General features: G+C 59.5%; 23 protein-coding genes. 12 read left to right on the plus strand and 11 right to left on the minus strand.

From position 1 onward, the window contains the following. Genes ASB65_RS25675 through ASB65_RS25685 form a run of 3 tightly spaced genes read right to left on the minus strand, consistent with a single transcriptional unit; the run spans position 1 to position 3,115 of the window. Positions 1–495: a peptide deformylase gene (locus ASB65_RS25675; RefSeq protein ID WP_060725804.1), complete on the minus strand. Its 495-nt coding sequence runs from the start codon at positions 493–495 to the stop codon at positions 1–3. A 17-nt stretch (positions 496–512) separates the two neighbouring features. Next, positions 513–815, minus strand: coding sequence for a hypothetical protein (locus ASB65_RS25680; RefSeq protein ID WP_060725805.1), 303 nt, complete (start codon positions 813–815; stop codon positions 513–515). After that, positions 815–3,115, minus strand: a complete 2,301-nt coding sequence (locus tag ASB65_RS25685; RefSeq protein ID WP_060725806.1) for an FdhF/YdeP family oxidoreductase — start codon at positions 3,113–3,115, stop codon at positions 815–817. Before ASB65_RS25685 ends, ASB65_RS25680 begins: the two co-directional genes overlap by 1 nt. Before the next feature lie 393 nt (positions 3,116–3,508). On the opposite strand from ASB65_RS25685, the gene mgtE reads away from it, so the two are divergent. Together mgtE and ASB65_RS25695 are read left to right on the plus strand one after the other, a co-directional pair. Beyond that, positions 3,509–4,936, plus strand: a complete 1,428-nt coding sequence (gene mgtE / locus ASB65_RS25690) for a magnesium transporter (RefSeq protein WP_060725807.1) — start codon at positions 3,509–3,511, stop codon at positions 4,934–4,936. Positions 4,937–5,007: 71 nt separating this feature from the next. Then, on the plus strand, positions 5,008–5,394 hold the full coding sequence (locus ASB65_RS25695) for a MerR family transcriptional regulator (RefSeq protein WP_003495942.1): 387 nt from the start codon (positions 5,008–5,010) through the stop codon (positions 5,392–5,394). A gap of 155 nt (positions 5,395–5,549) precedes the next feature. Here ASB65_RS25695 and ASB65_RS25700 read toward each other — a convergent pair whose 3' ends face one another. After that, complete coding sequence (locus ASB65_RS25700; RefSeq protein WP_060725808.1) at positions 5,550–6,515, minus strand: heparan-alpha-glucosaminide N-acetyltransferase; 966 nt, start codon at positions 6,513–6,515, stop codon at positions 5,550–5,552. 93 nt (positions 6,516–6,608) lie between these two features. Then, the gene (locus ASB65_RS25705; RefSeq protein WP_003502819.1) at positions 6,609–7,301 is read right to left on the minus strand and encodes a DUF599 domain-containing protein; all 693 of its coding nucleotides are present in this window, start codon (positions 7,299–7,301) and stop codon (positions 6,609–6,611) included. A 501-nt stretch (positions 7,302–7,802) separates the two neighbouring features. On the opposite strand from ASB65_RS25705, the gene cobU reads away from it, so the two are divergent. The 5 genes from cobU to ccoP all read left to right on the plus strand — a co-directional run bounded on the left by cobU (position 7,803) and on the right by ccoP (position 11,985). After that, positions 7,803–8,324, plus strand: a complete 522-nt coding sequence (cobU, locus tag ASB65_RS25710) for a bifunctional adenosylcobinamide kinase/adenosylcobinamide-phosphate guanylyltransferase (RefSeq protein WP_060725809.1) — start codon at positions 7,803–7,805, stop codon at positions 8,322–8,324. A 239-nt stretch (positions 8,325–8,563) separates the two neighbouring features. Further along, complete coding sequence (ccoN, locus tag ASB65_RS25715; RefSeq protein WP_060725810.1) at positions 8,564–10,210, plus strand: cytochrome-c oxidase, cbb3-type subunit I; 1,647 nt, start codon at positions 8,564–8,566, stop codon at positions 10,208–10,210. A gap of 10 nt (positions 10,211–10,220) precedes the next feature. Further along, positions 10,221–10,952 (plus strand): cytochrome-c oxidase, cbb3-type subunit II, encoded by a 732-nt coding sequence (gene ccoO, locus ASB65_RS25720; protein WP_031234438.1) that lies wholly within the window; start codon positions 10,221–10,223, stop codon positions 10,950–10,952. 13 nt (positions 10,953–10,965) lie between these two features. Next, positions 10,966–11,118 (plus strand): CcoQ/FixQ family Cbb3-type cytochrome c oxidase assembly chaperone, encoded by a 153-nt coding sequence (locus ASB65_RS25725; protein ID WP_003502810.1) that lies wholly within the window; start codon positions 10,966–10,968, stop codon positions 11,116–11,118. A 3-nt stretch (positions 11,119–11,121) separates the two neighbouring features. Further along, positions 11,122–11,985, plus strand: a complete 864-nt coding sequence (gene ccoP / locus ASB65_RS25730) for a cytochrome-c oxidase, cbb3-type subunit III (protein ID WP_003502808.1) — start codon at positions 11,122–11,124, stop codon at positions 11,983–11,985. A 56-nt stretch (positions 11,986–12,041) separates the two neighbouring features. Here the strand turns inward: ccoP and ASB65_RS25735 are convergent, their stop codons facing one another. From ASB65_RS25735 to ASB65_RS25745, 3 genes are read right to left on the minus strand one after another with little or no spacing between them, the layout of a single operon-like run. After that, complete coding sequence (locus ASB65_RS25735) at positions 12,042–12,488, minus strand: VOC family protein (protein WP_003502805.1); 447 nt, start codon at positions 12,486–12,488, stop codon at positions 12,042–12,044. A 16-nt stretch (positions 12,489–12,504) separates the two neighbouring features. Next, on the minus strand, positions 12,505–12,861 hold the full coding sequence (locus tag ASB65_RS25740) for a VOC family protein (RefSeq protein WP_003502804.1): 357 nt from the start codon (positions 12,859–12,861) through the stop codon (positions 12,505–12,507). A gap of 10 nt (positions 12,862–12,871) precedes the next feature. After that, positions 12,872–13,276 (minus strand): SRPBCC family protein, encoded by a 405-nt coding sequence (locus tag ASB65_RS25745; protein ID WP_060725811.1) that lies wholly within the window; start codon positions 13,274–13,276, stop codon positions 12,872–12,874. 120 nt (positions 13,277–13,396) lie between these two features. Here ASB65_RS25745 and ccoG point away from each other — a divergent pair, with 120 nt between their 5' ends. From ccoG to gndA, 5 genes are all read left to right on the plus strand, one after another. Further along, positions 13,397–14,980, plus strand: a complete 1,584-nt coding sequence (ccoG, locus tag ASB65_RS25750; RefSeq protein ID WP_003502800.1) for a cytochrome c oxidase accessory protein CcoG — start codon at positions 13,397–13,399, stop codon at positions 14,978–14,980. After that, a complete protein-coding gene (locus ASB65_RS25755; protein ID WP_060725812.1) occupies positions 14,977–15,477 on the plus strand; it encodes a FixH family protein in 501 nt (166 codons plus the stop codon). Before ccoG ends, ASB65_RS25755 begins: the two co-directional genes overlap by 4 nt. After that, on the plus strand, positions 15,474–17,768 hold the full coding sequence (locus ASB65_RS25760; protein ID WP_081088472.1) for a cation-translocating P-type ATPase: 2,295 nt from the start codon (positions 15,474–15,476) through the stop codon (positions 17,766–17,768). The genes ASB65_RS25755 and ASB65_RS25760 overlap by 4 nt, the downstream gene beginning before the upstream one ends. After that, complete coding sequence (gene ccoS, locus ASB65_RS25765) at positions 17,765–17,923, plus strand: cbb3-type cytochrome oxidase assembly protein CcoS (RefSeq protein WP_003502794.1); 159 nt, start codon at positions 17,765–17,767, stop codon at positions 17,921–17,923. The genes ASB65_RS25760 and ccoS overlap by 4 nt, the downstream gene beginning before the upstream one ends. Positions 17,924–18,087: 164 nt before the next feature. Further along, a complete protein-coding gene (gndA, locus tag ASB65_RS25770; protein WP_060725813.1) occupies positions 18,088–19,518 on the plus strand; it encodes an NADP-dependent phosphogluconate dehydrogenase in 1,431 nt (476 codons plus the stop codon). 232 nt (positions 19,519–19,750) lie between these two features. On the opposite strand, the gene ASB65_RS25775 is transcribed toward gndA, so the two are convergent. The 3 genes from ASB65_RS25775 to ASB65_RS25785 all read right to left on the minus strand — a co-directional run bounded on the left by ASB65_RS25775 (position 19,751) and on the right by ASB65_RS25785 (position 23,876). Then, positions 19,751–20,077: an RcnB family protein gene (locus ASB65_RS25775; protein WP_003502789.1), complete on the minus strand. Its 327-nt coding sequence runs from the start codon at positions 20,075–20,077 to the stop codon at positions 19,751–19,753. Positions 20,078–20,253: 176 nt separating this feature from the next. Beyond that, positions 20,254–21,285, minus strand: coding sequence for an L-glyceraldehyde 3-phosphate reductase (gene mgrA / locus ASB65_RS25780; RefSeq protein WP_020812819.1), 1,032 nt, complete (start codon positions 21,283–21,285; stop codon positions 20,254–20,256). A 125-nt stretch (positions 21,286–21,410) separates the two neighbouring features. After that, on the minus strand, positions 21,411–23,876 hold the full coding sequence (locus ASB65_RS25785) for a beta-mannosidase (RefSeq protein WP_060725814.1): 2,466 nt from the start codon (positions 23,874–23,876) through the stop codon (positions 21,411–21,413). Positions 23,877–24,119 lie beyond the last annotated feature (243 nt).

Consider the following 24,119-nt stretch of genomic DNA (forward strand, 5'->3'; position numbering starts at 1 on the left):
TCAAGTTTTTCGGGATTTTTCCCATTTTTTTACCAGCCGGTCGCGCTTGAGTTTCGAGAGGCGCTTCAGCCAGAAAATACCGTCCAGCTGGTCGATCTCGTGCTGGATGCAGATGGCGTGAAATCCTTGGGCGGTCTGCCGGTGTTCTGCCCCGGATATGTCCTGAAACCTCACCTCGATTTCCGAGGGCCGTTCCACCTCGTCGGTAAAGCCCGGCATGGAGACGCTGCCCTCCACATGGCGCATTGTCTGCGACGACTGGCTGACGATTTCAGGGTTGACGTAAGTCAGGACAGTTCCCGGTGTCAGCTCCAGCACGAAAACTCGCTGTTTTACGCCGATATGGGCGGCGGTGATGCCCACGCCCGGCGCGGCGCGCATCGTGTCGGTCAGATCGGTGAGCAGATCGTGCAGTTGCTCGCCGAAAACGGTGACCGGCGCGCAGATCTCGGACAGACCGGAATGGGGATAGGGCAGGATCGGCCTGATTGCCAAAGAATGCTCCGTTCTTTTTAAATTCGGGAGGAAGAGGCGGCGAGCGCCTGTCCTTCCTCCGTTGCCTCCAGAAAGCTGCGCTGGGTGCGGGCATCGCGTTTTGTGACCCGCACGAAACGCGGCGACAGCAGAGTGATTTCGCGCAGAATGAGGGCGTGTGCAAGCCCAAGCCGGTTGGCGATGCTGCGGCTGTCGGCGGCAATGTTCAGATAAACCGCCAGAAGGATCGCCGCGCCCGTGGCCGTCAGCACCTGTGAGGAGCTTTCCTGAACCCGCTCCACCGCCGCCATGAACGCAGCGGCGGATTGCTCCTCTTCCATCAGGAGGCGTCCGGGCGCAGGCGAACGGAGACGAGCACCGATTTCGATGTCGGCGTGAAGCTGCCTTCGCCATAGCTCGACAGCGGCACCAGCACGTTCAGTTCCGGGTAATAACCGCCGACGCTGCCGCGCGGGATATTATAGGGCACCAGTCGGAAATCTTCCGCGATACGCTCCATGCCATCGCCATATTCGCCGATGACATCGACGCGCTGGCGGGAATGGGCGCCGAGCGCTTCCATATCTCCAGGGTTCATGAATATGACGTGGCGTTCGCCATAGACGCCGCGATAGCGGTCATCCATGCCGTAGATCGTGGTGTTGTATTGATCGTGGCTGCGGAATGTCTGCAGTACGAAGAGGTTATCACGCATCAGCGCCTGCTGGTGTTCGGTCTGTTCCGGCAAGGGGCCGCTATAGAAGGTGGCCTTTTTTGCCGGCGTGTTCCATTCCCGTTCGGCCGCCGCATTGCGCAGATGAAAACCGCGCGGCACACGGACGCGTTCGTTGAAATTGTCGAAACCGGGAATGACCCGCTCGATCATGTCGCGGATGAGATCGTAATCATCGGCAAGCGCCTTCCAGTCGAGATGCGCATTGCCAAGCGTTGCTTCGGCGATGCCGGCAACGATGGCGACTTCCGAACGCAGCTCCTCCGAGGCCGGCGGATTGATGCCGCCGGAACCGTGCACCATGCTCATGGAATCTTCCACCGTAACGATCTGCGAGCGGCCGGCCGAATTGCGGTCGATTTCCGTTCGGCCGAGGCAGGGCAATACGAAGGAGGTTTCGCCCGGCACCAGATGCGAATGGTTGAGCTTGGTGGCGATGTTGACGGTCAGCTTCTGCTTTTCGAAAGCCTTGACGATCAGCGGGCTGTCGGGTGTCGCGCGCATGAAATTGCCGCCGAGGGCGATGAAGGTCTGAGCCTTGCCCTCCAGCATCGCGGCGACGGCTTCCACGGTATTGTGGCCGGGTCTGCGCGGCATAGGCACACCAAGTTCCTTCTCCAGCGCGTCGAGAAGCGCCGGCGGTGCTTTTTCGTCGATGCCGACGGTGCGGTCACCCTGCACGTTGGAATGGCCGCGCACCGGGCAAAGGCCGGCGCCCGGACGGCCGACATTGCCGCGCAGCAGCATGAAATTGGTGATTTCACGAACGATGATGACGGAGTGACGGTGCTGGGTGACGCCCATGGCCCAGGTGGCGATGACGGACCCGGCATTCATGTAGATACGGGCGGCTTCCTCGATCTCCGCGCGGGTGAGGCCGGACTGGTCGAGGATGCTTTCCCAGCTCGTCGCTTCGACGGCGGCGCGATAGGCCTCGAACTCCGCCGCATGTTCGGCGATGAAGTCATAATCGATAATGGTAGGCTCGCCGGCCGCCCTTGCGGCCTCGTCGGCGGCGAAGACCGCCTTGCTCATGCCGCGCACCGCCGCCATGTCTCCGCCCTGCCGGGGCTGGTAATAATTGGTGGCGATGCGGGTGCTGCCACCGGTAATCATCTCCACCTTGTCCTGCGGGTCTGCAAAGCGCTCCAGACCCTTTTCGCGGATGGGATTGAAGACGGCGATCCGGGCGCCGCGAAGGGCGGCACGGCGCAGGTCGCCCAGCATGCGGGGATGGTTGGTGCCGGGATTTTGCCCGATGACGAAAATGGCGTCGGTCTGCTCGAAATCCTCAAGCAGCACGGTGCCCTTGCCGACGCCGATCGATTCCTTCAGGCCGACGCCGCTCGCTTCGTGGCACATGTTGGAGCAGTCGGGGAAATTATTGGTGCCGTAGAGCCGGACCATCAACTGATAGAGGAAGGCGGCCTCGTTGGAGGCGCGGCCGGAGGTATAGAACTCCGCCCGGTCCGGGCTGTCGAGACTGTTGAGGATGTCACCGATTTCGGCGAAGGCATCGTCCCAGGAAACGGGCAGATATCTGTCGCTTGCCCGGTCATAACGCATGGGATGGGTTAGGCGGCCCTGTTTTTCCAGATCGTAGTCAGACCAGCTGCGCAGTTCGGAGACGGTGCGGCTGGCGAAGAAATCCGGTGGTACGCGCGCCTCCGTCGCTTCCCATGACACTGCCTTGACGCCGTTTTCGCAGAATTCGAAAGAGGAGCCGTGTTCTGGGTCACCCCAGGCGCAGCCCGGGCAGTCGAAACCATCCGGCTGGTTGGTCTTCAAAAGTGTGCGGGCGCCGGAAATCGGTGCGCCGGATTCCAGAAGGCGTTTGCCGACGCTTTTGAGTGCGCCCCAGCCACCTGCGGCGGAGGATGCCTTGCCTATGAAATCCGTCTTGCTCATGGTTGTGATTCCCGGGATATGTCTTCTCGCGCCCGCCTGCCGGCGCTTGCCGTTTGTCAAAAGCAACTTCAAAAGCGCTGATCCACACCGCCTGTCAATGTCTTAATTGTGCATTGCGGTGAAACCCTTATTTGCCCGTTCGACATTTGAAATGGGAACGGCGTAAAGGGGGTGGACGTTGTCGCAAAGCAAGCTGCAAAGATTGGCTAAACATGCTTGTGGCCGCTGGCTGAGACCCTGCCGGCCAATAGGAAGTGGAATGTTGAATGGATTTTGCGCCGCAGTCGGAAAGCTTGTTCATTTGCCGCTATCCGGTTGTTGACAATATACCTTTTAACGCCATTCTGCCTGCGCATCCGTGCACTGCGGCATTTGAATACGAGGGGACGCCAGATGACAGACCGTGACGACGATCCTGTCGCGCCCGAGGACGTGAAGCCGACAGAAGCGCCCTCCGATATTTACGCCGAAGATGGGTCTGTGCGCTCCGACTTTCTGACGATGGTGGGTGCGGCGATCGCTGACCGCGATCTGCTTTTCCTGCGCAAGAATGTGGCGCGGCTGCACGAATCGGAACTCGGCGACCTCCTGGAATCCATCCTGCCTGAACAGCGCCATGCGCTGGTGCGGCTTCTTGGTTCCGATTTCGACATGACGGCGCTGACCGAGGTGGATGAGGGCATCCGTCTCGATATCGTCGACCAGATGTCGAACGAGCAGATCGCCGCCGGTATCGGCGAGCTGGATTCGGACGACGCCGGCTATATTCTCGAGGACCTCGACGACGAAGACCGCGAGGATATTCTCTCGCAACTGCCGTTCACCGAACGCGTGCGGCTGATGAGGGCGCTGGATTATCCGGAAAGTTCGGCCGGCCGCCGCATGCAGACGGAATTCGTGGCCGTGCCGCCGTTCTGGACCGTGGGGCAGACCATCGATTATCTGCGCGAAGAAGAAGAACTGCCGGAATCGTTTTCGCAAATTTTCGTTATCGATCCCACGTTCAAGCTGGTCGGTGCGCTTGATCTCGATCGCGTGCTGCGCGCTAAGCGTCAGGTGAAGATCGAAACGATCATGCACGAGACCAACCACTCCATTCCGGCCGAGATGGACCAGGAAGAGGCCGCGCAGCTTTTCGAGCAATACGACCTTCTCTCCGCAGCCGTAGTCGATGACAACGGCCGGCTGGTGGGCGTGCTGACCATCGATGACGTGGTGGACGTCATTCAGGAAGAGGCCGAAGAGGATCTGCTGCGCCTTGGCGGTGTCGGTGACGAAGAGCTGTCTGATAGCATTGTCAGCACCTCGCGCTCGCGTGTGCCCTGGCTTGCCGTCAATCTCCTTACCGCCTTTCTGTCCGCCTCGGTCATCAGCCTGTTCGATGCGACGATCCAGCAGATTATCGCTCTGGCGATCCTGATGCCGGCGGTGGCCGGCATGGGCGGCAATGCCGGATCGCAGACCATGACGGTGTCGGTGCGGGCGCTCGCCACCAAAAGCCTCGATATTCACAACGCCGCCCGCATCATCAGGCGCGAGGCGGGTGTGGGTATCCTGAACGGCATGCTGTTCGGTTGCGCCATCGGCATTGTCGCCGGTGTCTGGTTTCAGGATATCCATATCGGTGGCATCATCGCCACGGCCATGTGTCTCAACATGCTGGCGGCGGCGCTGGCGGGCATTCTCATTCCGCTGGTGCTCGACAAGTTCGGAGCGGATCCGGCCGTTTCTTCGGCAGTCTTCGTCACGGCGGTCACCGATATTGTCGGCTTTTTCGCCTTTCTGGGGATCGCGACCTGGTGGTACGGTATTTCCGGATAGGGGAAGCGGGCGAAAATTGACTTTTACGTGAAGGTCAAATAATATTATCCGGTTATGAATCGGATAGGCCCTTGGACAAGTATTATAGCATAACCGAACTGACACGCGAATTCGGTGTTTCCACCCGTACCTTGAGATTTTATGAGGACGAGGGGCTTATTCACCCTGAGCGTCGTGGGCGCACCCGGCTTTTCAGGGCTGCGGACCGCCGCCTCATTCAGGAAATCCTGCGCGGCCGCCGTATCGGTTTCACCATCTCCGAAATTCGCGAAATCATTCACGTCTACAAGGAGCCGCCGGGCGAATCGGGCCAACTGGTGCTTCTGATGAAGAAGGTCGATGAAAAGCGTGCCGATCTCAGGCAAAAACGCAAGGACATCGAGGAGACGCTGGCGGAACTCGACAATGTCGAAGAAGCCTGTCTGACGCGGCTTGCCGAAATCGGCGTGGGGACCTGAACCCCGTCCTGTAGCGGTTTGGCTATTCCGTTAACGTAACTGTCGAGAAAGGCTCTGAAGCCTTTCCACTTTGCTGCATATGGAACGAGCGGGTTTCGCTCATTTCTTCTCCCCGGCGGGGAGAAGAAATGGATCGTAAGCCCTGACGTTTATCCCTATTGCGCCTCAGCCGTACACTGCTGCGCCACTTCGCTGACCTTCGTCTGCTGATCCGCGCTGAGTTTGCCTTCCATCATCATATCGAACAGGTTTTCGGCCTGCAGCTTCTCCAGCGTGCAGCCGCAGAAACGCTGGCATAGTTCCAGCCCGTTTGCCTGCTCGACGCAGCTTTTTTCACAGCTCGATTTGTACAGCTCGACCTGATCGACAGGCGGAGGCGGAGCGATGAGCGACAGGGTGTAAACGAGGCCGATCAGCACCGGCTGGTGGATAAGGTAAAAGGCGAGGCTGTGGCGGCCGGCGCTGGCGATCAGGTTACGAGGCGAACTCGGGCTTCGAAAGCGATCGAGCCAATCGCGTGGAGTGACGAACTGTGAAACCGCAAGCGCGGAGAGGAAGGGAGCAAGCCAGGGCAGCAGTGGAACATAATCGTTCGAGCGGGGCGGCATGGTGGAAAAACCGATCCAGGCCAGCCATTTTGCGTTGAACAGTTCGGATTGCAGATATTGCGGCAGGATGAAAGCGATCACCGCAAAAAGCAGCGTCACGACTGCAGGGGCTCGCAGGAACAGCAGCCCCACGAGGCTTGCGGCGGCGATATTGTGCAATATGCCGAAGAAGATGAAACTGTCCGGAAAGGCGAAATAGGTCGCGACGGTAATGAGCAGCGCCGAACCGGCCACCATCGCAAAACGTTTGCCGAAAGACGGCCAGTTCACGCCCTTGCCATGGGCGAGAAACAGGCTGAAACCGGCCAGGAACAGGAACGAGCTGGCGATGCCGCGCGCATAGAGTTTCCACAGGCCTGTCGTCGCCGTGCCGGGTTCGAGATAGCCGAAATATTCCAGGTTCCATGTGAAGTGATAGGATGCCATGGCGATGAGGGCCAGCCCGCGCAGGGTGTCGAGACCGCCGATGCGGCCTTTGCGGCGGTTTTCGTTTGCGGCTGCGTCTGTGTCCATGTTTCCCGCTTTTTTCAGCTTTTCGAGGGAGCTGACATTCACTTGGATTCGCTCGAAATGACCCGAGGGCTTGGCCCTTGAAGTGCGGCTATTTCAAGGCTGGTTTTCTTCCATGATCGCGCGCCGGGCCTCGGAAAAGAACTGGCGGCGCAACAGCGCCACGATGATGATGACCGTACTGGCAATGAAGACATAGGGGCTGATGAACCAGCCGAGATAACCGATGGACAGAAAGATCGTCCGCAGGCCGTCATTGAAGTTCTTAGCAGCGATGATGTTCATCTTTATGACGTTTTCGGCCGCCCGCTCCGCTGCCTCGCGATCCGCGTTGACATCGTGGACCATGGGGATGGCGCCGAAAAGAATCGTGCAATAGTTGAACAGGCGGTAGGACCAGCCGAATTTGAAGAAGGAGTAACCGAAAAGACAGGTGAGCCCTATGACCTTCAGTTCGAAGGCCGTGCGCCCGGCATAATGCACGAAAGGCATGTCGCGAAACACCGATTCGACCTGTTCGGTCGCGCCCAGAAGAGCGAAACATCCACCGATGGCGAAGATGGAGGTGGAGGCGAAAAAGGCAGTGCCGTTCTGCAGGCCGGCCATGATCTGCGTGTCGATCATCTTCAGGTCGCGCTTCAGCGAATTCATGATCCAGTGGCGACGGCGCTCGGCCATGGCCTGATTGAGGCTGGCTCTCGAAAACAGCCTCGTTCCCGTCGTTACATGGGTATAGATGGCCCATAGCAGGATGAAAACGACGATCGAGATATAGTCCATGACGGTCATCACGGGCAGGCCACCTTGCTGTTTGCGAATCTTCGAAAGCATATTGATTTGAAGGCCATGGCAAGGCAATGGCGGTGACTGCCGTCACTCGATATTCTCCTTCGGCGTTGCGGTTTCATCATTCGGTTTTTCGCTAACTTTCCGGTAACCAAGTCGCTTTATCAATCCACTTGCGGACGACAGGTCTGCCGGTTCCGGGTAAGGTTTTGCGTACCGGTTCCGCGTAAATCCCGGCACGGTCACCCGCCGATTGACAGGATGGCATTTCGCACCTAGCCTTTCATCAGGACCGGTGTTTCCGGTATCCGGGGTAATCAGGGCTTTTCATGTCCCGCATCCTGCGGGCAGGTCTTGTTTCTCCGGTCCGGTATCAGCGGCAGTCCGGCATGAACAACCGGGGGACGCCTTTTTCTACGAATCGTTCCCTTCATGACCGCCCGTCCCTGGCTTGCGTCACCGCAAAGATGCCGGTCCGATTAATTCTTTTCCTTCAGGTTTCCCATGACAGATAAAAACCGCTCCGTTTTCATTCTTGGCGGCGCGCGCTCCGGCAAATCGCGTTTTGCCGAGGAATTTGCGGGAAAATCCGGCGGACGCCTGCATTACCTCGCCACCGGGCGAGCATGGGATGACGAGATGCGCGACCGCATCAGCCATCATCAGGCGCGGCGGGGCGGGGAATGGACCACCCATGAAGCGCCGGTCGATATCGCCGCCTTTCTGCAGCGGCTCGACGACGCGGGAAATGTCATTCTCATCGACTGCCTCACCCTGTGGCTCACCAATCTGATGATGGAGAATGCCGATATCGAGGCTGCCTTCACCGCAGTTGAGGCGGCGATCATATCGTCGCAGGCGACGCTGATATTCGTCTCCAATGAAGTGGGTCTCGGCATCGTGCCCGAAAACCGCATGGCGCGCGAATTCCGTGATCACGCCGGCCGCCTGCATCAGCGAATCGCAGCCATTGCCGGCGAGGTCTATTTTGTCGCCGCCGGGCTGCCCCTGAAGATGAAGGGCTGAGACGACACCCGTCTAGGCTGGTCGATATCGCCCTGCGTTTTTTGCTTTTACGCAAATTCCCCTCGTAAAGCCGCGCCCTGTTTTGCCGGGGCTGCGACAGCTTTGCATTCTTGATCTGGATCAAGGTGGGCTTTCCCGCGCGGTGGCAATGCTCCAACCGACGCAAAGGCGCGTTCCCGCTCTCCCAGGCGCGTGCCGTGCCTTTCGTCGGTCGGCTTGCACGTTGGGGGAAACCAACAATGAATTACACGTTAGAAACCGCGATCGTGGCCCTCGGGGCCTTTCTCGCGTTGCTCGGGGCAGCCTTTGCCCATGACAGTCTTTTCGCTGCCCATATGTGGGTGCTGTTCTTTACACTTCTGGTCAGCACGGTGCTTTTGCTGCGCCGTGTCTCCTTTGCGCCTGTCGATCAGGCGGCGCGTGCGCGCCTCAAGTCGGAATATTTCGATGAGGTGGTGAAATACGGCGTCATCGCCACCGTGTTCTGGGGTGTCGTCGGTTTTCTGGTGGGTGTCGTAGTGGCGCTGCAACTCGCCTTTCCCGATCTCAACATCGCGCCCTATTTCAATTTCGGCCGCATGCGGCCGCTGCACACATCAGCGGTGATCTTCGCTTTCGGGGGAAATGCGCTGATTGCCACGTCTTTTTACGTGGTGCAGAGAACCTGTCGCGCGCGCCTCTTCGGCGGCAATCTCGGCTGGTTCGTGTTCTGGGGATATAATCTCTTCATCGTCATGGCCGCCACCGGCTACCTGCTCGGTATTACCCAGGGTCGCGAATATGCGGAGCCGGAATGGTATGTCGATATCTGGCTGACCATCGTCTGGGTTGCCTATCTCGTCGCCTTCCTTGGCACGATCTTCATGCGCAAGGAGCCGCATATCTATGTGGCGAACTGGTTCTACCTGGGATTCATCGTAACGATTGCCATGCTGCATATCGTCAATAATCTCGCCATTCCGGTCTCGTTCCTTGGCGTCAAGAGCTACTCGGCCTTTTCGGGCGTGCAGGATGCGCTGACGCAATGGTGGTATGGCCACAATGCCGTCGGCTTCTTCCTCACCGCCGGCTTCCTCGGCATGATGTATTATTTCATTCCGAAGCAGGTGAACCGTCCGGTCTATTCCTACCGCCTGTCGATCATCCACTTCTGGGCGCTGATCTTCATGTATATCTGGGCCGGCCCCCACCATCTGCATTATACCGCGCTGCCGGACTGGGCGCAGACGCTCGGCATGGTGTTCTCGGTCATGCTTTGGATGCCCTCGTGGGGCGGCATGATCAATGGTCTGATGACGCTTTCGGGCGCATGGGACAAGATCCGCACGGACCCTGTCGTGCGCATGATGGTGATGGCCGTTGCCTTCTACGGCATGGCGACCTTCGAAGGTCCGATGATGTCGATCAAGGCCGTCAATTCGCTCAGCCACTATACCGACTGGACCATTGGCCACGTGCATTCCGGCGCACTCGGCTGGAACGGCATGATCACCTTCGGCGCGATCTATTACCTGACGCCGAAACTGTGGGGCAGGGAGCGTCTCTACAGCCTGCAGCTGGTCAACTGGCACTTCTGGCTCGCCACGCTCGGCATCGTCGTCTACGCCGCCGTCATGTGGGTGGCCGGCATCCAGCAGGCGCTGATGTGGCGCGAATATGATAGCCAGGGCTTCCTCGTCTATTCCTTCGCGGAATCGGTCGCAGCGCTGTTCCCCTATTACGTGATGCGTGCATTGGGCGGCCTGATGTTCCTCAGCGGCGCGCTGATCATGGCCTACAACGTCACGATGACCATCCTCGGTCATCAACGCGACGAAGGCGTCCGCAAGGATGCCGAAGTTTCGGCGCAGCCCGCCGAAACCCGTTCGCTGCAGCCTGCTGAATAAGGAGAGGCCGATGTCCATACTCGACAAACACGGCGTCATCGAACGCAACGCCACGCTGCTTCTGGTCGGCTCCCTGCTGGTCGTCTCGATCGGCGGCATCGTGGAAATCGCACCGCTCTTCTATCTCGAAAACACCATCGAGAAGGTGGAGGGCATGCGGCCCTACACGCCGCTGGAGCTGGCCGGGCGCAACATCTACATCCGCGAGGGATGTTATGTCTGCCACAGCCAGATGATCCGTCCGTTCCGCGACGAGGTGGAGCGTTACGGGCATTACAGCCTGGCGGCGGAATCCATGTATGACCATCCGTTCCAGTGGGGTTCGAAGCGCACGGGGCCGGACCTCGCGCGCGTCGGCGACCGTTATTCGAACGAATGGCACGTGCAGCATCTGGCCGATCCGCGCTCGGTGGTGCCGGAATCGATCATGCCGTCCTATGCGTTCCTCAAGACCACGCCGCTGAAGATCACCGACGTCTCCATGGAGCTGAAGGCCAACCGCGCCGTTGGTGTGCCCTATAGCGACGAGATGATCGAGAAATCCGCGGCCGATCTTGCCGCCCAGGCCGACCCGAATGCGGATTCGTCGGAACTCCTGGCGCGGTATCCCAAGGCGAAGGTGGGCGATTTCGATGGCGACCCGACCAAGCTTACCGAAATGGATGCGCTGGTCGCCTATCTGCAGATGCTCGGCACGCTGGTCGATTTTTCGACCTATGACGATGCCGCCGGATACCGGTGAGGAGGTGTAAGCCATGGAAACCTACACGGCCATGCGCCACTTCGCCGACAGCTGGGGCCTGCTTGCCATGACCCTGTTCTTCGCCGGCGTCGTCGTTTTCACCCTTCGCCCCGGCTCGAAGAAGGCCGCGGACGATGCCGCCAGCATTCCGCTCAAGGAGGACTAGGATATGTCCGAAAAACACATTGATGACATCAGCGGCGTCGAAACCACCGGCCATGAATGGGACGGTATCCGTGAGCTGAACAATCCCATGCCGCGCTGGTGGGTCTGGACCTTCTACTTCACGATCCTCTGGGCCATCGGCTATACCATCGCCTATCCGGCATGGCCGCTGATCAACGGGGCGACGCAAGGGCTGCTCGGCTGGAGCAGCCGTGGTGAGATCGCCGCCGAAATCGCCGATGCAAAACAGTCGCAGAGCGTTTTTGTCGACAAGATCGCCAAGTCGTCGCTTGCCGATATTCAGGCCGATCCGACCCTGATGCAATTTGCCCTTTCCGGCGGTGCAGCCGCTTTCAAGGTCAATTGCATTCAGTGTCACGGTTCTGGTGCGGAAGGCGGGCAGGGTTATCCCAACCTCAATGATGACGACTGGATGTGGGGCGGCAGCGTTGACGACATCTACACGACGGTGAAGCACGGCATCCGTTTTGCAGATGATGCTGATACGCGCGCGTCGGAAATGCCGGCCTTCGGCGATATTCTCAAGTCGGACGAAATCCGCGAGGTTGCGGCTTACGTCGTCAGCCTGACGGGAAAGCCCGCCAACCCGGCGCTGGTGGAACCCGGCAAGCAGGTCTTTGCCGACAATTGCGCTTCGTGCCACGGCGAGGATGCCAAGGGTAACCGCGAGTTCGGTGCACCGAACCTCGCCGATGCGATCTGGCTGAAGGCGCATGGAGAAGAGGGCATCGTTGCGCAGATCCGTTCGCCCAAGCATGGCGTCATGCCCGCCTGGGGTGAGCGCCTTGGCGATACGACGGTCAAGCAGTTGGCGATCTTCGTGCATTCGCTTGGTGGGGGCGAGTGAAGCAAGCGGAATGTAAAGAGGGGGCGCCGGGGAGGCGCCCTTTTTTATTGTTTAGATCAGGCGTTTTCCGCCCGTCCATCCGGATATTCGGCTGGTCCCTTCAACTCGATCTTGTTGCCGAAGGGATCACGGAAATAGAACGAATGTCCCATTCCTCTCGCGCCGCCGTGAAAGGCTTCCTGTTCTATCGTGACGTTAAATTTCGCCAGATGTGCACGAAGTGCATCATGGTTCAGAGGACCGGTCGCTATGCAGATGTGATCGACATTACGTCCTCCGGCGACGGGCGGAGCAGCCTTCGTGCCACCGGGATGCGTGACATCCCACAGCACGATCAAGGCATTTCCGCACCAGACTTGTTCCATCCCGAGAGCAGGGTAAGAGTAACCATCCCTACAACCCAGCACATTCCGGTAAAAATCGAGCGCCCGCATCATGTCGTCGACGATGAAGACGATATGATCGATACCGACCAACGAAAAAGGCGGCGTTGTCAAAGTCATGACGGGCTCCTGCCAATCAGTTTTTCGACCAGACTGCTAGTTCGTATCCATCCGGATCGGTGAAATGAAAACGGCGTCCGCCGGGAAACTCGAAAAGCGCGACGCTGATCTGGCCGCCGGCGGCCTCGACGCGGCGCTGGGCATCCTCGATATCGGCGGCGTAGAGAATCACGAGCGGCCCGCCTTTGGCCGAGACGGGTGCCGTGGTGGTAAAACCGCCGGTCAGCCGGCCGTCGGAAAATTCGCAATATTGCGGACCGTAATCCTTGAAGGACCAGCCAAAGGCGCCGCCGTAAAATTCCTTGCTGCGCTCGATATCGGTGACGTTGAATTCGACATAGTCGATCCGCCGGTCGTTTGTATTCGTGGTCATCGTTCCTCCATCAGTCCTTTTCGAGCAGCACCTTCAGCGTTTCGAGATCGGCCGTGATCGCTCTTGCATCCTGCTCGAAATCCTCGTCCGTCATGTCCTGAAGGCGAAGGAGGGTGAAACTCACCTCCGTACCACTGCCGTTCGGCGTCACCCGTAGCGCGTTATAAACCTTGATGCCATCCGGCAATGTCACGACATGGTCGATGACGCCGAATTCGTTTGCGGGCGCAAAATTGACGCGCACCTCGCCAAGCGGTCCGCCCTCGGCGATCCAGTCCTCGCCATCGGATTTGAGGCCGCCCGCAAGGCCTGCGGCCCAGCTGGGCATGTTCTGCGGGTCGGAGGCGAAGTCGTAGACCTGGGCCCAGGGTTTTTCGATCGACAGATGAATGATTCTCGACTGCATGACAGGCATTTCATCCTCCCTTGGCGGCGCGTTCCCATACTGCGCCACTTTGTCGTCACTTGATGTAAGTCAAGGATGTTTCACCGGGGAGATGGGAGAAAGCAAGGAGATAAAAACGGACATCTTACCATGAACATCTATCGCGCCGGACAGGACAGCCCGCAACAGCCCGTCGAAAGGCTGGAGGCGGAAGCCGTCAATTCCGCAAAAACGCGCAAACCGCTCTACGAAGCCCGCAAGAAGATTTTTCCCAAGCGCGCGGAAGGTCGGTTCCGGCGGTTCAAATGGCTGGTGATGCTCGTCACCCTCGGCATCTATTATCTGACGCCGTTCCTGCGCTGGGACAGGGGGCCTTATGCACCCGATCAGGCAGTGCTGATCGATATCGCCAACCGGCGCTTTTATTTCTTCTTCATCGAAATCTGGCCGCAGGAGTTCTTTTTCGTTGCGGGATTGCTGGTCATGGCGGGGCTGGGGCTGTTTCTCGTCACCTCAGCCGTGGGGCGCGCATGGTGCGGTTATACCTGTCCACAGACCGTCTGGGTCGATCTGTTTCTGGTGGTTGAACGGGCGATAGAGGGTGACAGGAACGCCCGCATGAAACTGGACGCCGCGCCCCTTACATTCGGCAAATTGCGCAAGCGCGTGCTGAAACATGCGATCTGGCTGGTGATTGGCGTTCTGACCGGCGGCGCCTGGATTTTCTATTTCGCCGATGCGCCGACGCTGGCGATGCAGTTCATGACGGGGCAGGCGCCGATGATCGCCTATTCGACCGTCGCCACGCTTACCGCCACCACCTATGTTTTCGGCGGGCTGATGCGGGAGCAGGTCTGTACCTACATGTGTCCCTGGCCACGCATCCAGGCGGCGATGCTGGATGAGAATTCGCTTGTTGTCACCTATAATGACTGGCGCGGCGAACCGCGCTCGCGGCACGCCAAAAAAGCCGCTGCGGCGGGCGAGAGCATCGGTGATTGCGTCGATTGCAACGCCTGTGTCGCCGTCTGTCCCATGGGCATCGACATCAGGGACGGGCAACAGCTGGAATGCATCACCTGCGCGCTCTGCATCGACGCCTGCGACGGGGTGATGGACAAGATCGGCAAACCGCGCGGGCTGATCGCCTATGCGACGCTTGCGGAATACCAGTCCAACATGGCGCTGGCGACCGGCAACGGAACGCACGCCATCCGGCCTGCCAATGTGCGCGAGGAGGATGGCAGCTTCAGGAAGAGCATCCGCCACTTCAACTGGCGCATCGTCTTCCGGCCGCGCACGCTGCTTTATACGGCCATCTGGTCGGCGGTCGGCATCGGCATGCTGTTTGCGCTGGTGACGCGCGAGCGGCTGGCGCTCAACGTCCTGCACGACCGCAATCCGCAATATGTGCTGGAATCGAACGGTTCGATCCGCAACGGCTATACCGTGCGCATTCTCAACATGGTGCCGCAGCCGCGCACGATGAGCCTCACGATCGAGGGCATCCCGAATGCGGTGATGAAGATAAACGGCATGCCGGATACGGCCTCGCGCACTTTCGACGTCACGGTCGAGCCGGATGAGGCGACGACGCTGAAGGTCTTTGTCACCCTGCCGGGCAAGGATGTCGCGCGCACGGCTGAAAATTTCGAGTTCATCGTCAGCGATACGGGCGGCCATGAGACGGCCCGTTACGATGCTGTTTTCAACGCTCCGGGAGTGAAAAAATGACCGTGAATAATCGCCAGACATCCGGCTTCACTTTTACCGGCTGGCACATGCTCGGCGTCATGCTGCTGTTCTTCGGCACCATCATCACGGTCAACATGATCATGGCCTGGAATGCAGTGAACAGCTGGAGCGGGCTTGTAGTGCCCAATACCTACGTCGCCAGCCAGCAGTTCAACGCCAAGGCGGAAGCCGCCAAGGCACGGGCCGCGACCGGCATCAAGGGCAAGCTCGTGGTGGACGAAAAGACCGTACGCTATGAGGTTTTCCATCCGGATAAGGGGCCCGTCGACACGGACAGTGTGACGGCGCATTTCCGCCGGCCGGTCGGTGAAAGCCAGAATTTCGACATGGAGCTCACCCCGCTGTCCACCGGCGTCTTCACCGGCGCGCATGACATGCTGCCGGGGCAATGGATCGTCGAGGTCACCGCCGTCAAGGATGGCCGGATCATCGTGCATGAGGGGACGCGGATCGCCGTCATCAGGGGGCGCAAATGAGCTGCTGCGCACCGGGAACGGAGGGTTCGCTTCAGCTTGGCGAACCGGTCAATCCACCATCGTCGGAGGAATTGCTGCTGGCGAGCCGCGATCTGGGGCAGGGGCTGCGGCAGACTGATCTCAGCGTGCCGGATGTCTATTGCGGCGCCTGCATCACCACCATCGAAACCGCGCTTAGCCGTCTCCGCCAGGTGGAGCGGGCGCGCGTGAACCTGTCGTCCAAACGCGTCGCAATCGTCTGGAAGGAAGAGGTCGATGGCGTCAGGACCGATCCTTCCGATCTCGCCCGCGCCATTCTTTCGACCGGATATCGCACGCATCTTTTCGCCAGCGGTCAGGATGCTTCCGACGCCTTGCGTTCGCAATTGATCAGGGCGGTGGCGCTGTGCGGTTTTGCCTCCGCCAATATCATGCTCCTTTCCGTCTCCGTCTGGTCAGGCGCGGATGCGGCGACGCGCGACATGTTCCACTGGATTTCGGCGATGATCGCCGCGCCGGCGCTGATCTATGGTGGCCGCTTCTTTTACCAGTCGGCCTGGAATGCGCTGAAACACGGCCGCACCAATATGGATGTGCCGATTGCGCTCGCCATCACGCTCTCCTATGCCGTTTCGCTGTGGGAAACGATCCATCACGGTGAACATGCGTGGTTCGACGCGACCGTGTCGCTGCTGTTCTTCCTGCTGAACGGCCGCACGCTTGACCATATCATGCGCGACAAGGCGCGTTCGGCCATTGCCGGGCTTGCAAGGCTTTCGCCGCGCGGCGCGACCGTGATCGGTGAGGATGGAACGCGGGAATACCGCCAGCTTGCCGATGTCCAACCCGGAATGTCGATAACGATTGCCGCCGGGGACCGTGTGGCGGTGGATGCCGTGGTCGTCTCCGGCAGCAGCGATCTCGACATGTCCATCGTCAACGGCGAAAGCGCACCGCGCCGCGTTACGGCAGGTGACAGCCTGCAGGCCGGTACGCTCAACCTCACCGGTTCGCTGATCGCGCGGGTAACCGCCTCGGCAAAGGAGTCCTTCCTGTCGGAGGTGATCGGGCTTATGGAGGCGGCGGAAGGCGGCCGGGCGCGGTATCGGCGCATCGCTGATCGCGCCGCGAGCTATTATTCGCCCGTCGTGCATCTTCTCGCGCTGGTGACATTTCTTGGCTGGGGCTTTTTCGGCGGCGACTGGAAACAGGCGATGCTGATCGCCATAGCGGTTCTCATCATAACCTGCCCCTGTGCGCTTGGCCTTGCCGTTCCCGTCGTGCAGGTGGTGGCGGCAGGCAGGCTCTTCCGGCACGGCATCATGGTCAAGGAAGGCTCGGCCATGGAGCGGCTGGCCGAAATCGATACCGTGCTGTTCGACAAGACAGGCACCCTGACCGTTGGAAAGCCGAGACTGGTCGAGACAGGTGATGTGAAGCCGGCCACCATGGCGATTGCTGCGGGGCTTGCCGCCCATTCGCGCCATCCCCTCTCGAAAGCCCTGTATGCCGCCTATAACGGCGCCATGACGACCTATGAGGCAGTGCGGGAAATTCCCGGCTCCGGCGTTGAGGCTGAGACGGAAGCCGGAACCTACCGGCTCGGCAATCGCCGTTTCGCCTGCCCGGATGACGACGCGGGCGTCGACAATGGCGATGCGCGGTCGGAAGTCGTGCTGTCCCTTGACGGCCGGCATCTGGCGAGCTTCGGCTTCGAGGACAATCCGCGCGCAGGTGCAGTTGCGGCATTGCGCAGCCTCTCAGTGCGGGGCCTTGCGCAGGAAATCGTCTCGGGTGACCGGGCGGCGGCTGTCAGCGCCATGGCGCAGCGGCTGGGGATCGGCAACTGGAGTGCAGACCTTTCGCCGAGGGACAAGGCGGCGCGCTGCGCTGCGCTCGCCGGCGAGGGTCGCAGGGTGCTGATGGTGGGAGACGGCATCAACGATGCGCCGGCGCTTGCCGCCGCCCATGTTTCCATGGCGCCCGCCACCGCCGCCGATATCGGCCGGCAGGCCGCTGATTTCGTGTTCATGCAGGAGGATCTCGATGCCGTGCCCTTTGCGATCGAGACGTCGCAGCGGGCCGGAAGGCTCATCCGGCAGAACTTCGCTCTCGCCATCGGCTATAATGTCATCGCCGTGCCGATTGCGATTGCCGGTTATGCGACGCCGATGATCGCGGCCATCGCCATGTCGACATCCTCGCTGATCGTCGTCGCCAATGCGTTGCGTCTTGCCGGCACGGCTGAAACCGTGCGTCCTCGGAACAACGTAAAAACAGGATATGCGGGAGAGGGGGCGCAACTGGCATGAACATGCTGATCTATCTCATTCCGGTCGCGTTGTTTTTGGGTGCGCTCGGCCTTTTCGCCTTCCTCTGGTCGGTGCGCTCTGGCCAGTATGAGGATATGGACGGGGCCGCCTGGCGTGCGCTGGATGACGGCGACGATCGACCCCGGCGATCATAGGAGGCGAGGTGGGCCTGTCGTTTCGAGCCGGCTCTGACCTGTCGCAAATATGCAAAGCTGATTTGCGTCATCAAAATTTAATCGTTTCAGTCGCCCCTAGCCTTGCCGTTTGTTCATTACAGTGCCACAACACGACCACCTAAAAGCAAGATGGAGGCACATCCGTGGAACAGGCAGAAATCGGTTTGATCGGTCTCGGCGTCATGGGCTCGAACCTGGCGTTGAACATCGCGGAAAAGGGCAACAAGATTGCCGTATTCAACCGAACCCCTGAAGCGACGAAAAAATTCTACGCTGAAGCCGGGGACTTGCAGGGACAGCTGATCCCTTGCGAAACCATCGAGGAATTCGTCGCCGCCATTCGTCCTCCGCGCCCGATCATTATCATGATCAAGGCCGGTGACCCTGTCGACCAGCAGATGGAAATCCTTAAACCCCATCTTTCTAACGGCGACATCATGATTGATGCGGGCAATGCGAATTTCCGCGATACGATCCGCCGTTTCGACAATCTCAAGGATAGCGGCCTGACCTTTATCGGCATGGGCGTTTCCGGCGGCGAAGAAGGTGCGCGTCATGGACCGTCGATCATGGTCGGCGGCACCGAGGATAGCTGGAAGCGCGTCAAGAAGGTGCTGACCTCCATTTCCGCCAAGTACAATGACGATCCGTGCGTGGCATGGCTCGGCAATGACGGCGCCGGCCATTTCGTCAAGACGATCCATAACGGCATCGAATATGCCGACATGCAGATGATCGCCGAAATCTACGGCATCCTGCGTGACGGCCTTGGCATGAGCGCAGTCGAAATCGCCGACGTGTTCGCCGAATGGAACAAGGGCCGCCTGAACTCCTACCTGATCGAAATCACCGAGAAGGTTCTGCGCGCCGCCGATCCGATCACCGGCAAGCCGATGGTCGATCTGATCCTCGACAAGGCCGGCCAGAAGGGCACCGGCAAGTGGTCGGTCATCGAGGCGCAGAACATGGGCGTCGCCGCAACCGCTATCGAGGCGGCCGTGGCTGCCCGTATTCTCTCCTCGCAGAAGGACGAGCGCGAAGCTGCCGAGAAGATCTTCGGTCTACCGACCGTTGCACCGGCACCCGCTGACAAAAAGGCCTTCATCGCCGATCTCGAAAGCGCGCTTCTGGCCGCCAAGGTCGGCGCCTATGCGCAGGGCTTCGCGATCATGTCGGCCGCCTCGAAGGAGTTCAACTGGAACCTGCCGATGCCGACGATCGCCCGCATCTGGCGCGCCGGCTGCATCATCCGCTCGGAATTCCTCGATGAGATCACATCGGCCTTCACCAAGGACCCGCATGTGGCCAACCTCATCGTGACGCCGGCCTTCTCCGGCATCGTCAAGGATACCGACGCACCGCTGCGCCGTGTTGTTTCCTATGCCGTTCTCTCCGGCCTACCGGTTTCGGCACTGGCTTCGGCACTCGGTTACTTCGACGCCTATCGCCGTGGTCGCGGCAGCGCCAACCTCATCCAGGCGCAACGCGACTTCTTCGGCGCACATGGTTTCGAACGCACCGACGGCGTCGACAAGCCGCATGGCCCGTGGGGCAGCGGCGCCGATATCTTCTGATCGGCTGAAACTATAAACGACAAAAGGGTCGGCTTTGAGCCGACCCTTTTTGCTTGGTGGATATGTCGAAACCTCTCCGTCATTCTCGGGCTTGACCCGAGAATCCACAACCCATTGCGATCAATGGATCCTCGGGTCAAGCCCGGGGATGACGTCGAATTTGGAGCGATATTCGCAAGAATTATCAGGCCCGCATAAGCGGGCCGTTTTCCACGGCATCCGATGATTTCACTCAGCGTGCGGCAGAGAGGCCGACGATCAAGCCTGTGACGGCGTTGATGAGCAGGAACTGGTTGTCGACGCGCACCCAGCGCTGGTCACGGCGCGGCTCGGCAAGACGGTAGCGGCGATAGTCGCGGCGGTCGACCGTGTGGCGGCGTTCGCCTGCAGACAGGCGCTGGCCGCGATCCCAGCGGTGCTTCTTGACGATGACCTTTTTCGTGGTGATCTGGCGCTCGACGGTAACGCCACGGTGGCGATCGTCATGACGGCTCTGTGCCTGCGCCATCGGAGCAGCGAGAACGGTGGCAGCCAGAAGAATGGTGATGAACTTTTTCATGAATGTTTCCTCGTGTTTCGATGAGGAGAACTTATGAATAAACGAATGAACGGAAACTGAATTTAAAATTACATTTATGTAATGGTTGTTAATGGTTATGAGCGTGAGTTAATCTTTTATTTTGAGTTTTTCGGGGCAGCCAGACCGCCCGGCGGAACCGGGCGGTCTGTTCTGCATCAGACGCGTTCGGCGGATTTTGCCCAGAGATTGATATCCGCTTCCTTGGCGTAACCGTCGATTTCCGCAAGCTCTTCGGCCGTGAAATCCGGCCGGTCGAGTGCCTTCACGCAATCCTCAACCTGTTCGACGCGGCTTGCCCCGATCAGCGCCGAGGTGATGCGACCGCCGCGCAGAACCCAGGCAATCGCCATCTGCGCCAGCGTCTGGCCGCGCCGCTCGGCAATGCTGTTGAGCGCCCGGATGTTCTCGACGTTGCGTTCGTTGAGGAAGGCCGGGTTCAGCGACTTGCGCTGCGCCGCGCGGCTGCCATCAGGCACGCCGCCGAGATATTTCGTCGTCAGCATGCCTTGCGCCAGCGGCGAGAAGACGATGGAGCCGATGCCCAGTTCTTCCAGCGTATCGACGAGACCATCCTCCTCGATCCAGCGGTTGATCATCGAATAGCTCGGCTGGTGGATGATGCAGGGCGTGCCGAGGTCCTTCAGGATGGCGGCGGCCTCACGGGTGCGCTTCGAGTTGTAGGACGAGATGCCGACATAAAGCGCCTTGCCCGAGCGCACGATCTGGTCCAGCGCGCCACAGGTTTCCTCAAGCGGCGTGTTGGGGTCGAAACGGTGGGAATAGAAGATATCGACGTAATCCAGACCCATGCGCTTCAGGCTCTGGTCGCAGGAGGCGATTACGTATTTGCGGCTGCCCCATTCGCCATAGGGGCCGGGCCACATGTTGTAACCGGCCTTGGAGGAGATGATCATCTCGTCGCGATAACCTCTGAAATCCGTCTTCAGGATTTCACCGAAGGCGGTTTCGGCGCTGCCGGGCGGCGGGCCGTAATTATTGGCGAGATCGAAATGGGTGATGCCGAGATCGAAGGCGCGGCGGCAGATGGCCTGTTTCGTCTGGTGCGGCGTGTCGTTGCCGAAATTGTGCCAGAGGCCGAGCGAAATCGCCGGCAGTTTCAGGCCGGTCTTGCCGCAATGATTATATTTCATGGACGCGTATCGGTTTTCGGCCGGTTGCCAAACCATGGGTCTTCCTCCACTTGCTGATGACTGGCTGCCGGAGAACCCGGCAACTTTTTGAAGCGATGAAAACAGGCGCAGGTTCACCTGTCATTCCCGAGAGGGATGGTTATGCCTTTCTCCGCATGGTTTCAATGCGAGGATTGGCAGGTATGAAGATCGAAGATGCGGAAATGCGGCTGGGGGCCGCCCGCCTTCGGCGTGAAGATGATACGGCGCGTTTCGCCGGCGGCCAGATCGAAGAGATTGTCGGAATAACGGCCGGGCTGATCTGCCTCCAGCATGACAAAGAGCGCGAGACCTGCAGAGGTGACATCGATTTCGTACTGGTTGTTTTTCAACGGGCCGACGGAAAATTCGAGCCCTGCAGGCTGAAGCTCCAGCGCCTTGTAGGTGTCGCGCACATGGTGGCCTTCGCCGGTCATACCGTTGGAAGCGATGAAGCTCCAGGCGAGGATGGCGCCGTCGGGCAGGCTATTCATGTTTATCTCGGTCAGCGTTGCGGCCCTGTCCGTTACGCAGGTGCCGTTGGCGGATTTCAGCGGCACGCGGTTGCCGTCCATGGTCAGCGCAACGATGTTCATGTCGATTTCGACGTCTTCCGCCGTGTCGTTGACCAGGGAGAAGCTCAACCGGCGCCCATCCTCGGAGGGAAGGGCCGAGCCGGTCCCCGCCTGGAAGAAGCGGCGGGCGGCATAATGCAGCGCTTTCCAGCCGCCGCCATAATCGAGGCTGGACCATGAGGCGACCGGCCAGGTATCGTTGAGCTGCCAATAAAGCGTGCCCATGCAATGGGGCTTCAGGGAACGCCAGTAGTCAACAGCCGTGCGGATGGCCAGCGCCTGCTGGACCTGGCTCAGATAAACGAAATTCTCGAAATCCTTCGGGAAACGGAAATAGCGGAACATGGTGCCGGCGATCCGCTCATTGCCGCCGACATTCTTCTGGTGCAGCTCAATGACCGGGGAGGCGATGTTCATGTCCTTTTCTTCCGCATAGGTGCGGATGACGGGCATGGATGTGTAGGACTGGAAACCGAATTCGGAGCAGAAACGCGGCTTGACCGAGCGGTAATTGTCGAACGACTTGTTTTCGTGCCAGACGGACCAGTAGTGCATGTCACCGGAACCATCCGCATGCCAGGCGTCGCCATAATCGAGATAACCGGAGGCCGGGCTGGAGGGCCACCAGAGCGCTTCGGGAGCGGCTTTTTTCAGGGCTCTTTCGATCGTGCGGTTCAGGCGGTCGTAAGCCACGAGATAACGGTCGCGATTGTTGCGGGATTCATCGAACCAGGTCAGCGCACCCACCAGCTCGTTATCACCGCACCAGAGCGCGATGGACGGATGCGAGGAGAGGCGTTTCACCTGGTAGTCGACCTCATGCTCGACATTGTCGAGAAAGTCCTCGCTGCAGGGATAGAGATTGCAGGCAAACATGAAGTCCTGCCAGACCAGCAGGCCGAGCCGGTCGCAGAGATCGTAGAACCAGTCTTCCTCATAAAAGCCGCCGCCCCAGACGCGGATCATGTTCATATTGGCCTCGACCGCAGAGCAGAGGAGATCTTCGGTCTTTTCCCGGCTGGCGAGCGAATAAAGTGCATCTGCGGGGATCCAGTTGGCGCCGCGGCAAAAGATCTCGCGGCCGTTGATGCGGAAGGCGAAGCGGCTGCCGGCCTCGTCCTTGTCCGTCAGAAGCTCGATCGTCCTGAAGCCGATCTGGCGGGTGACGGTCTCATCAGGCAGTTCCACCGTCAGTTTGTAGAGCGTCTGTTCGCCACTACCGGCCGGCCACCAGAGCTCCGGATTCTCCACAAAGAAGACGTGGCGCACCACCGTCTCGCCGGCACCGACGCCGCAATCGAGTCTCAGCCTTTCATCGTTGAGGGACAGGTAGACCGGCAGGCTCGCCGGTCCCTCGGCAAACAGCGTGACAGCCACATGCAGCTCGACGCCGCCTTCGACATGGTGCTGTGAGGTGACGACATGTTCAATGCGGGCCGTATCGAGGCGCTTCAGCAGGATTTTGCCGTAAAGGCCGAGCGGCGCAATTGCGATGTTCCAGTCCCAACCGAAATGGCATTGCGGCTTGCGCAGCATGTTGCCGTTGGCAAGGGGTGAATTGCCGGGGTGATAGGGAATGTAAAAAGGCTGCCGCGCCTGCCGTTCTGCACCGGCCGCGATGTTGGAATGGAAATGGATGCGGATGGTGTTTTCACCCGGCCGCACCGTGCGTGAGATATCCGGGCGGTAGCGGCGGAAGCAATTGTCGGCGGTTAAGACCGGGACGTCGTTGACGAAGACGATGGCGACGGTATCGAGGTAGTCGATATCGAGATACCAGCTTGAATCCGCCTCATCGAGAATGAATGTGCGCTCGATGAGCCAGTCGCGCTCAGCCACCCATTGCACCACCTTTTCATTGGCGCCGTGATAGGGATCGGGAATGATGCCCGCATTTTTGAGCGCGCTGTGAATATCGCCCGGTACGGAAAGCTGGGTGGTATGGTCTCCTTCCACCGAGGTCAGGCGCCAGGGCCCGGCCAGATCAATGACAGTTTCGGGCGAGGAAGAAGAAATCATAATCGGACCCTGCATAGTATGAATTCGAAGAAGACTGGCCGGCATTATGGTGCAGGCTTGTGTCAGAATCTGGGGGAATGGATGCCCGCAAAGCGGCTGCGACACGCTTATCCGGCTTTGCGATTTCCTCCCTCCGGCAACGTTACCGTAAAACAATCGTTCCGTCATTCCTTTGAGTGACAACGAGCGACATGAATAATGACGGGCACATCCGCGTCGAGATGACCAGGTCAAATCCCAAGAAAAATTATAAACTTT

The organism is Agrobacterium tumefaciens str. B6 (assembly GCF_001541315.1).
Lineage (GTDB): Bacteria > Pseudomonadota > Alphaproteobacteria > Rhizobiales > Rhizobiaceae > Agrobacterium > Agrobacterium radiobacter.

Coding starts and splice junctions, on each gene's coding strand:
- ASB65_RS25680 (WP_060725805.1), bottom strand. CDS start 815: ATGGAAGAGGAGCAATCCGCCGCTGCGTTCATGGCGGCGGTGGAGCGG.
- ASB65_RS25685 (WP_060725806.1), bottom strand. CDS start 3,115: ATGAGCAAGACGGATTTCATAGGCAAGGCATCCTCCGCCGCAGGTGGC.
- mgtE (WP_060725807.1), top strand. CDS start 3,509: ATGACAGACCGTGACGACGATCCTGTCGCGCCCGAGGACGTGAAGCCG.
- ASB65_RS25700 (WP_060725808.1), bottom strand. CDS start 6,515: ATGGACACAGACGCAGCCGCAAACGAAAACCGCCGCAAAGGCCGCATC.
- ASB65_RS25705 (WP_003502819.1), bottom strand. CDS start 7,301: ATGACCGTCATGGACTATATCTCGATCGTCGTTTTCATCCTGCTATGG.
- cobU (WP_060725809.1), top strand. CDS start 7,803: ATGACAGATAAAAACCGCTCCGTTTTCATTCTTGGCGGCGCGCGCTCC.
- ccoN (WP_060725810.1), top strand. CDS start 8,564: ATGAATTACACGTTAGAAACCGCGATCGTGGCCCTCGGGGCCTTTCTC.
- ccoO (WP_031234438.1), top strand. CDS start 10,221: ATGTCCATACTCGACAAACACGGCGTCATCGAACGCAACGCCACGCTG.
- ASB65_RS25725 (WP_003502810.1), top strand. CDS start 10,966: ATGGAAACCTACACGGCCATGCGCCACTTCGCCGACAGCTGGGGCCTG.
- ccoP (WP_003502808.1), top strand. CDS start 11,122: ATGTCCGAAAAACACATTGATGACATCAGCGGCGTCGAAACCACCGGC.
- ASB65_RS25735 (WP_003502805.1), bottom strand. CDS start 12,488: ATGACTTTGACAACGCCGCCTTTTTCGTTGGTCGGTATCGATCATATC.
- ASB65_RS25740 (WP_003502804.1), bottom strand. CDS start 12,861: ATGACCACGAATACAAACGACCGGCGGATCGACTATGTCGAATTCAAC.
- ASB65_RS25745 (WP_060725811.1), bottom strand. CDS start 13,276: ATGCCTGTCATGCAGTCGAGAATCATTCATCTGTCGATCGAAAAACCC.
- ccoG (WP_003502800.1), top strand. CDS start 13,397: ATGAACATCTATCGCGCCGGACAGGACAGCCCGCAACAGCCCGTCGAA.
- ASB65_RS25755 (WP_060725812.1), top strand. CDS start 14,977: ATGACCGTGAATAATCGCCAGACATCCGGCTTCACTTTTACCGGCTGG.
- ASB65_RS25760 (WP_081088472.1), top strand. CDS start 15,474: ATGAGCTGCTGCGCACCGGGAACGGAGGGTTCGCTTCAGCTTGGCGAA.
- ccoS (WP_003502794.1), top strand. CDS start 17,765: ATGAACATGCTGATCTATCTCATTCCGGTCGCGTTGTTTTTGGGTGCG.
- ASB65_RS25775 (WP_003502789.1), bottom strand. CDS start 20,077: ATGAAAAAGTTCATCACCATTCTTCTGGCTGCCACCGTTCTCGCTGCT.
- mgrA (WP_020812819.1), bottom strand. CDS start 21,285: ATGGTTTGGCAACCGGCCGAAAACCGATACGCGTCCATGAAATATAAT.
- ASB65_RS25785 (WP_060725814.1), bottom strand. CDS start 23,876: ATGCAGGGTCCGATTATGATTTCTTCTTCCTCGCCCGAAACTGTCATT.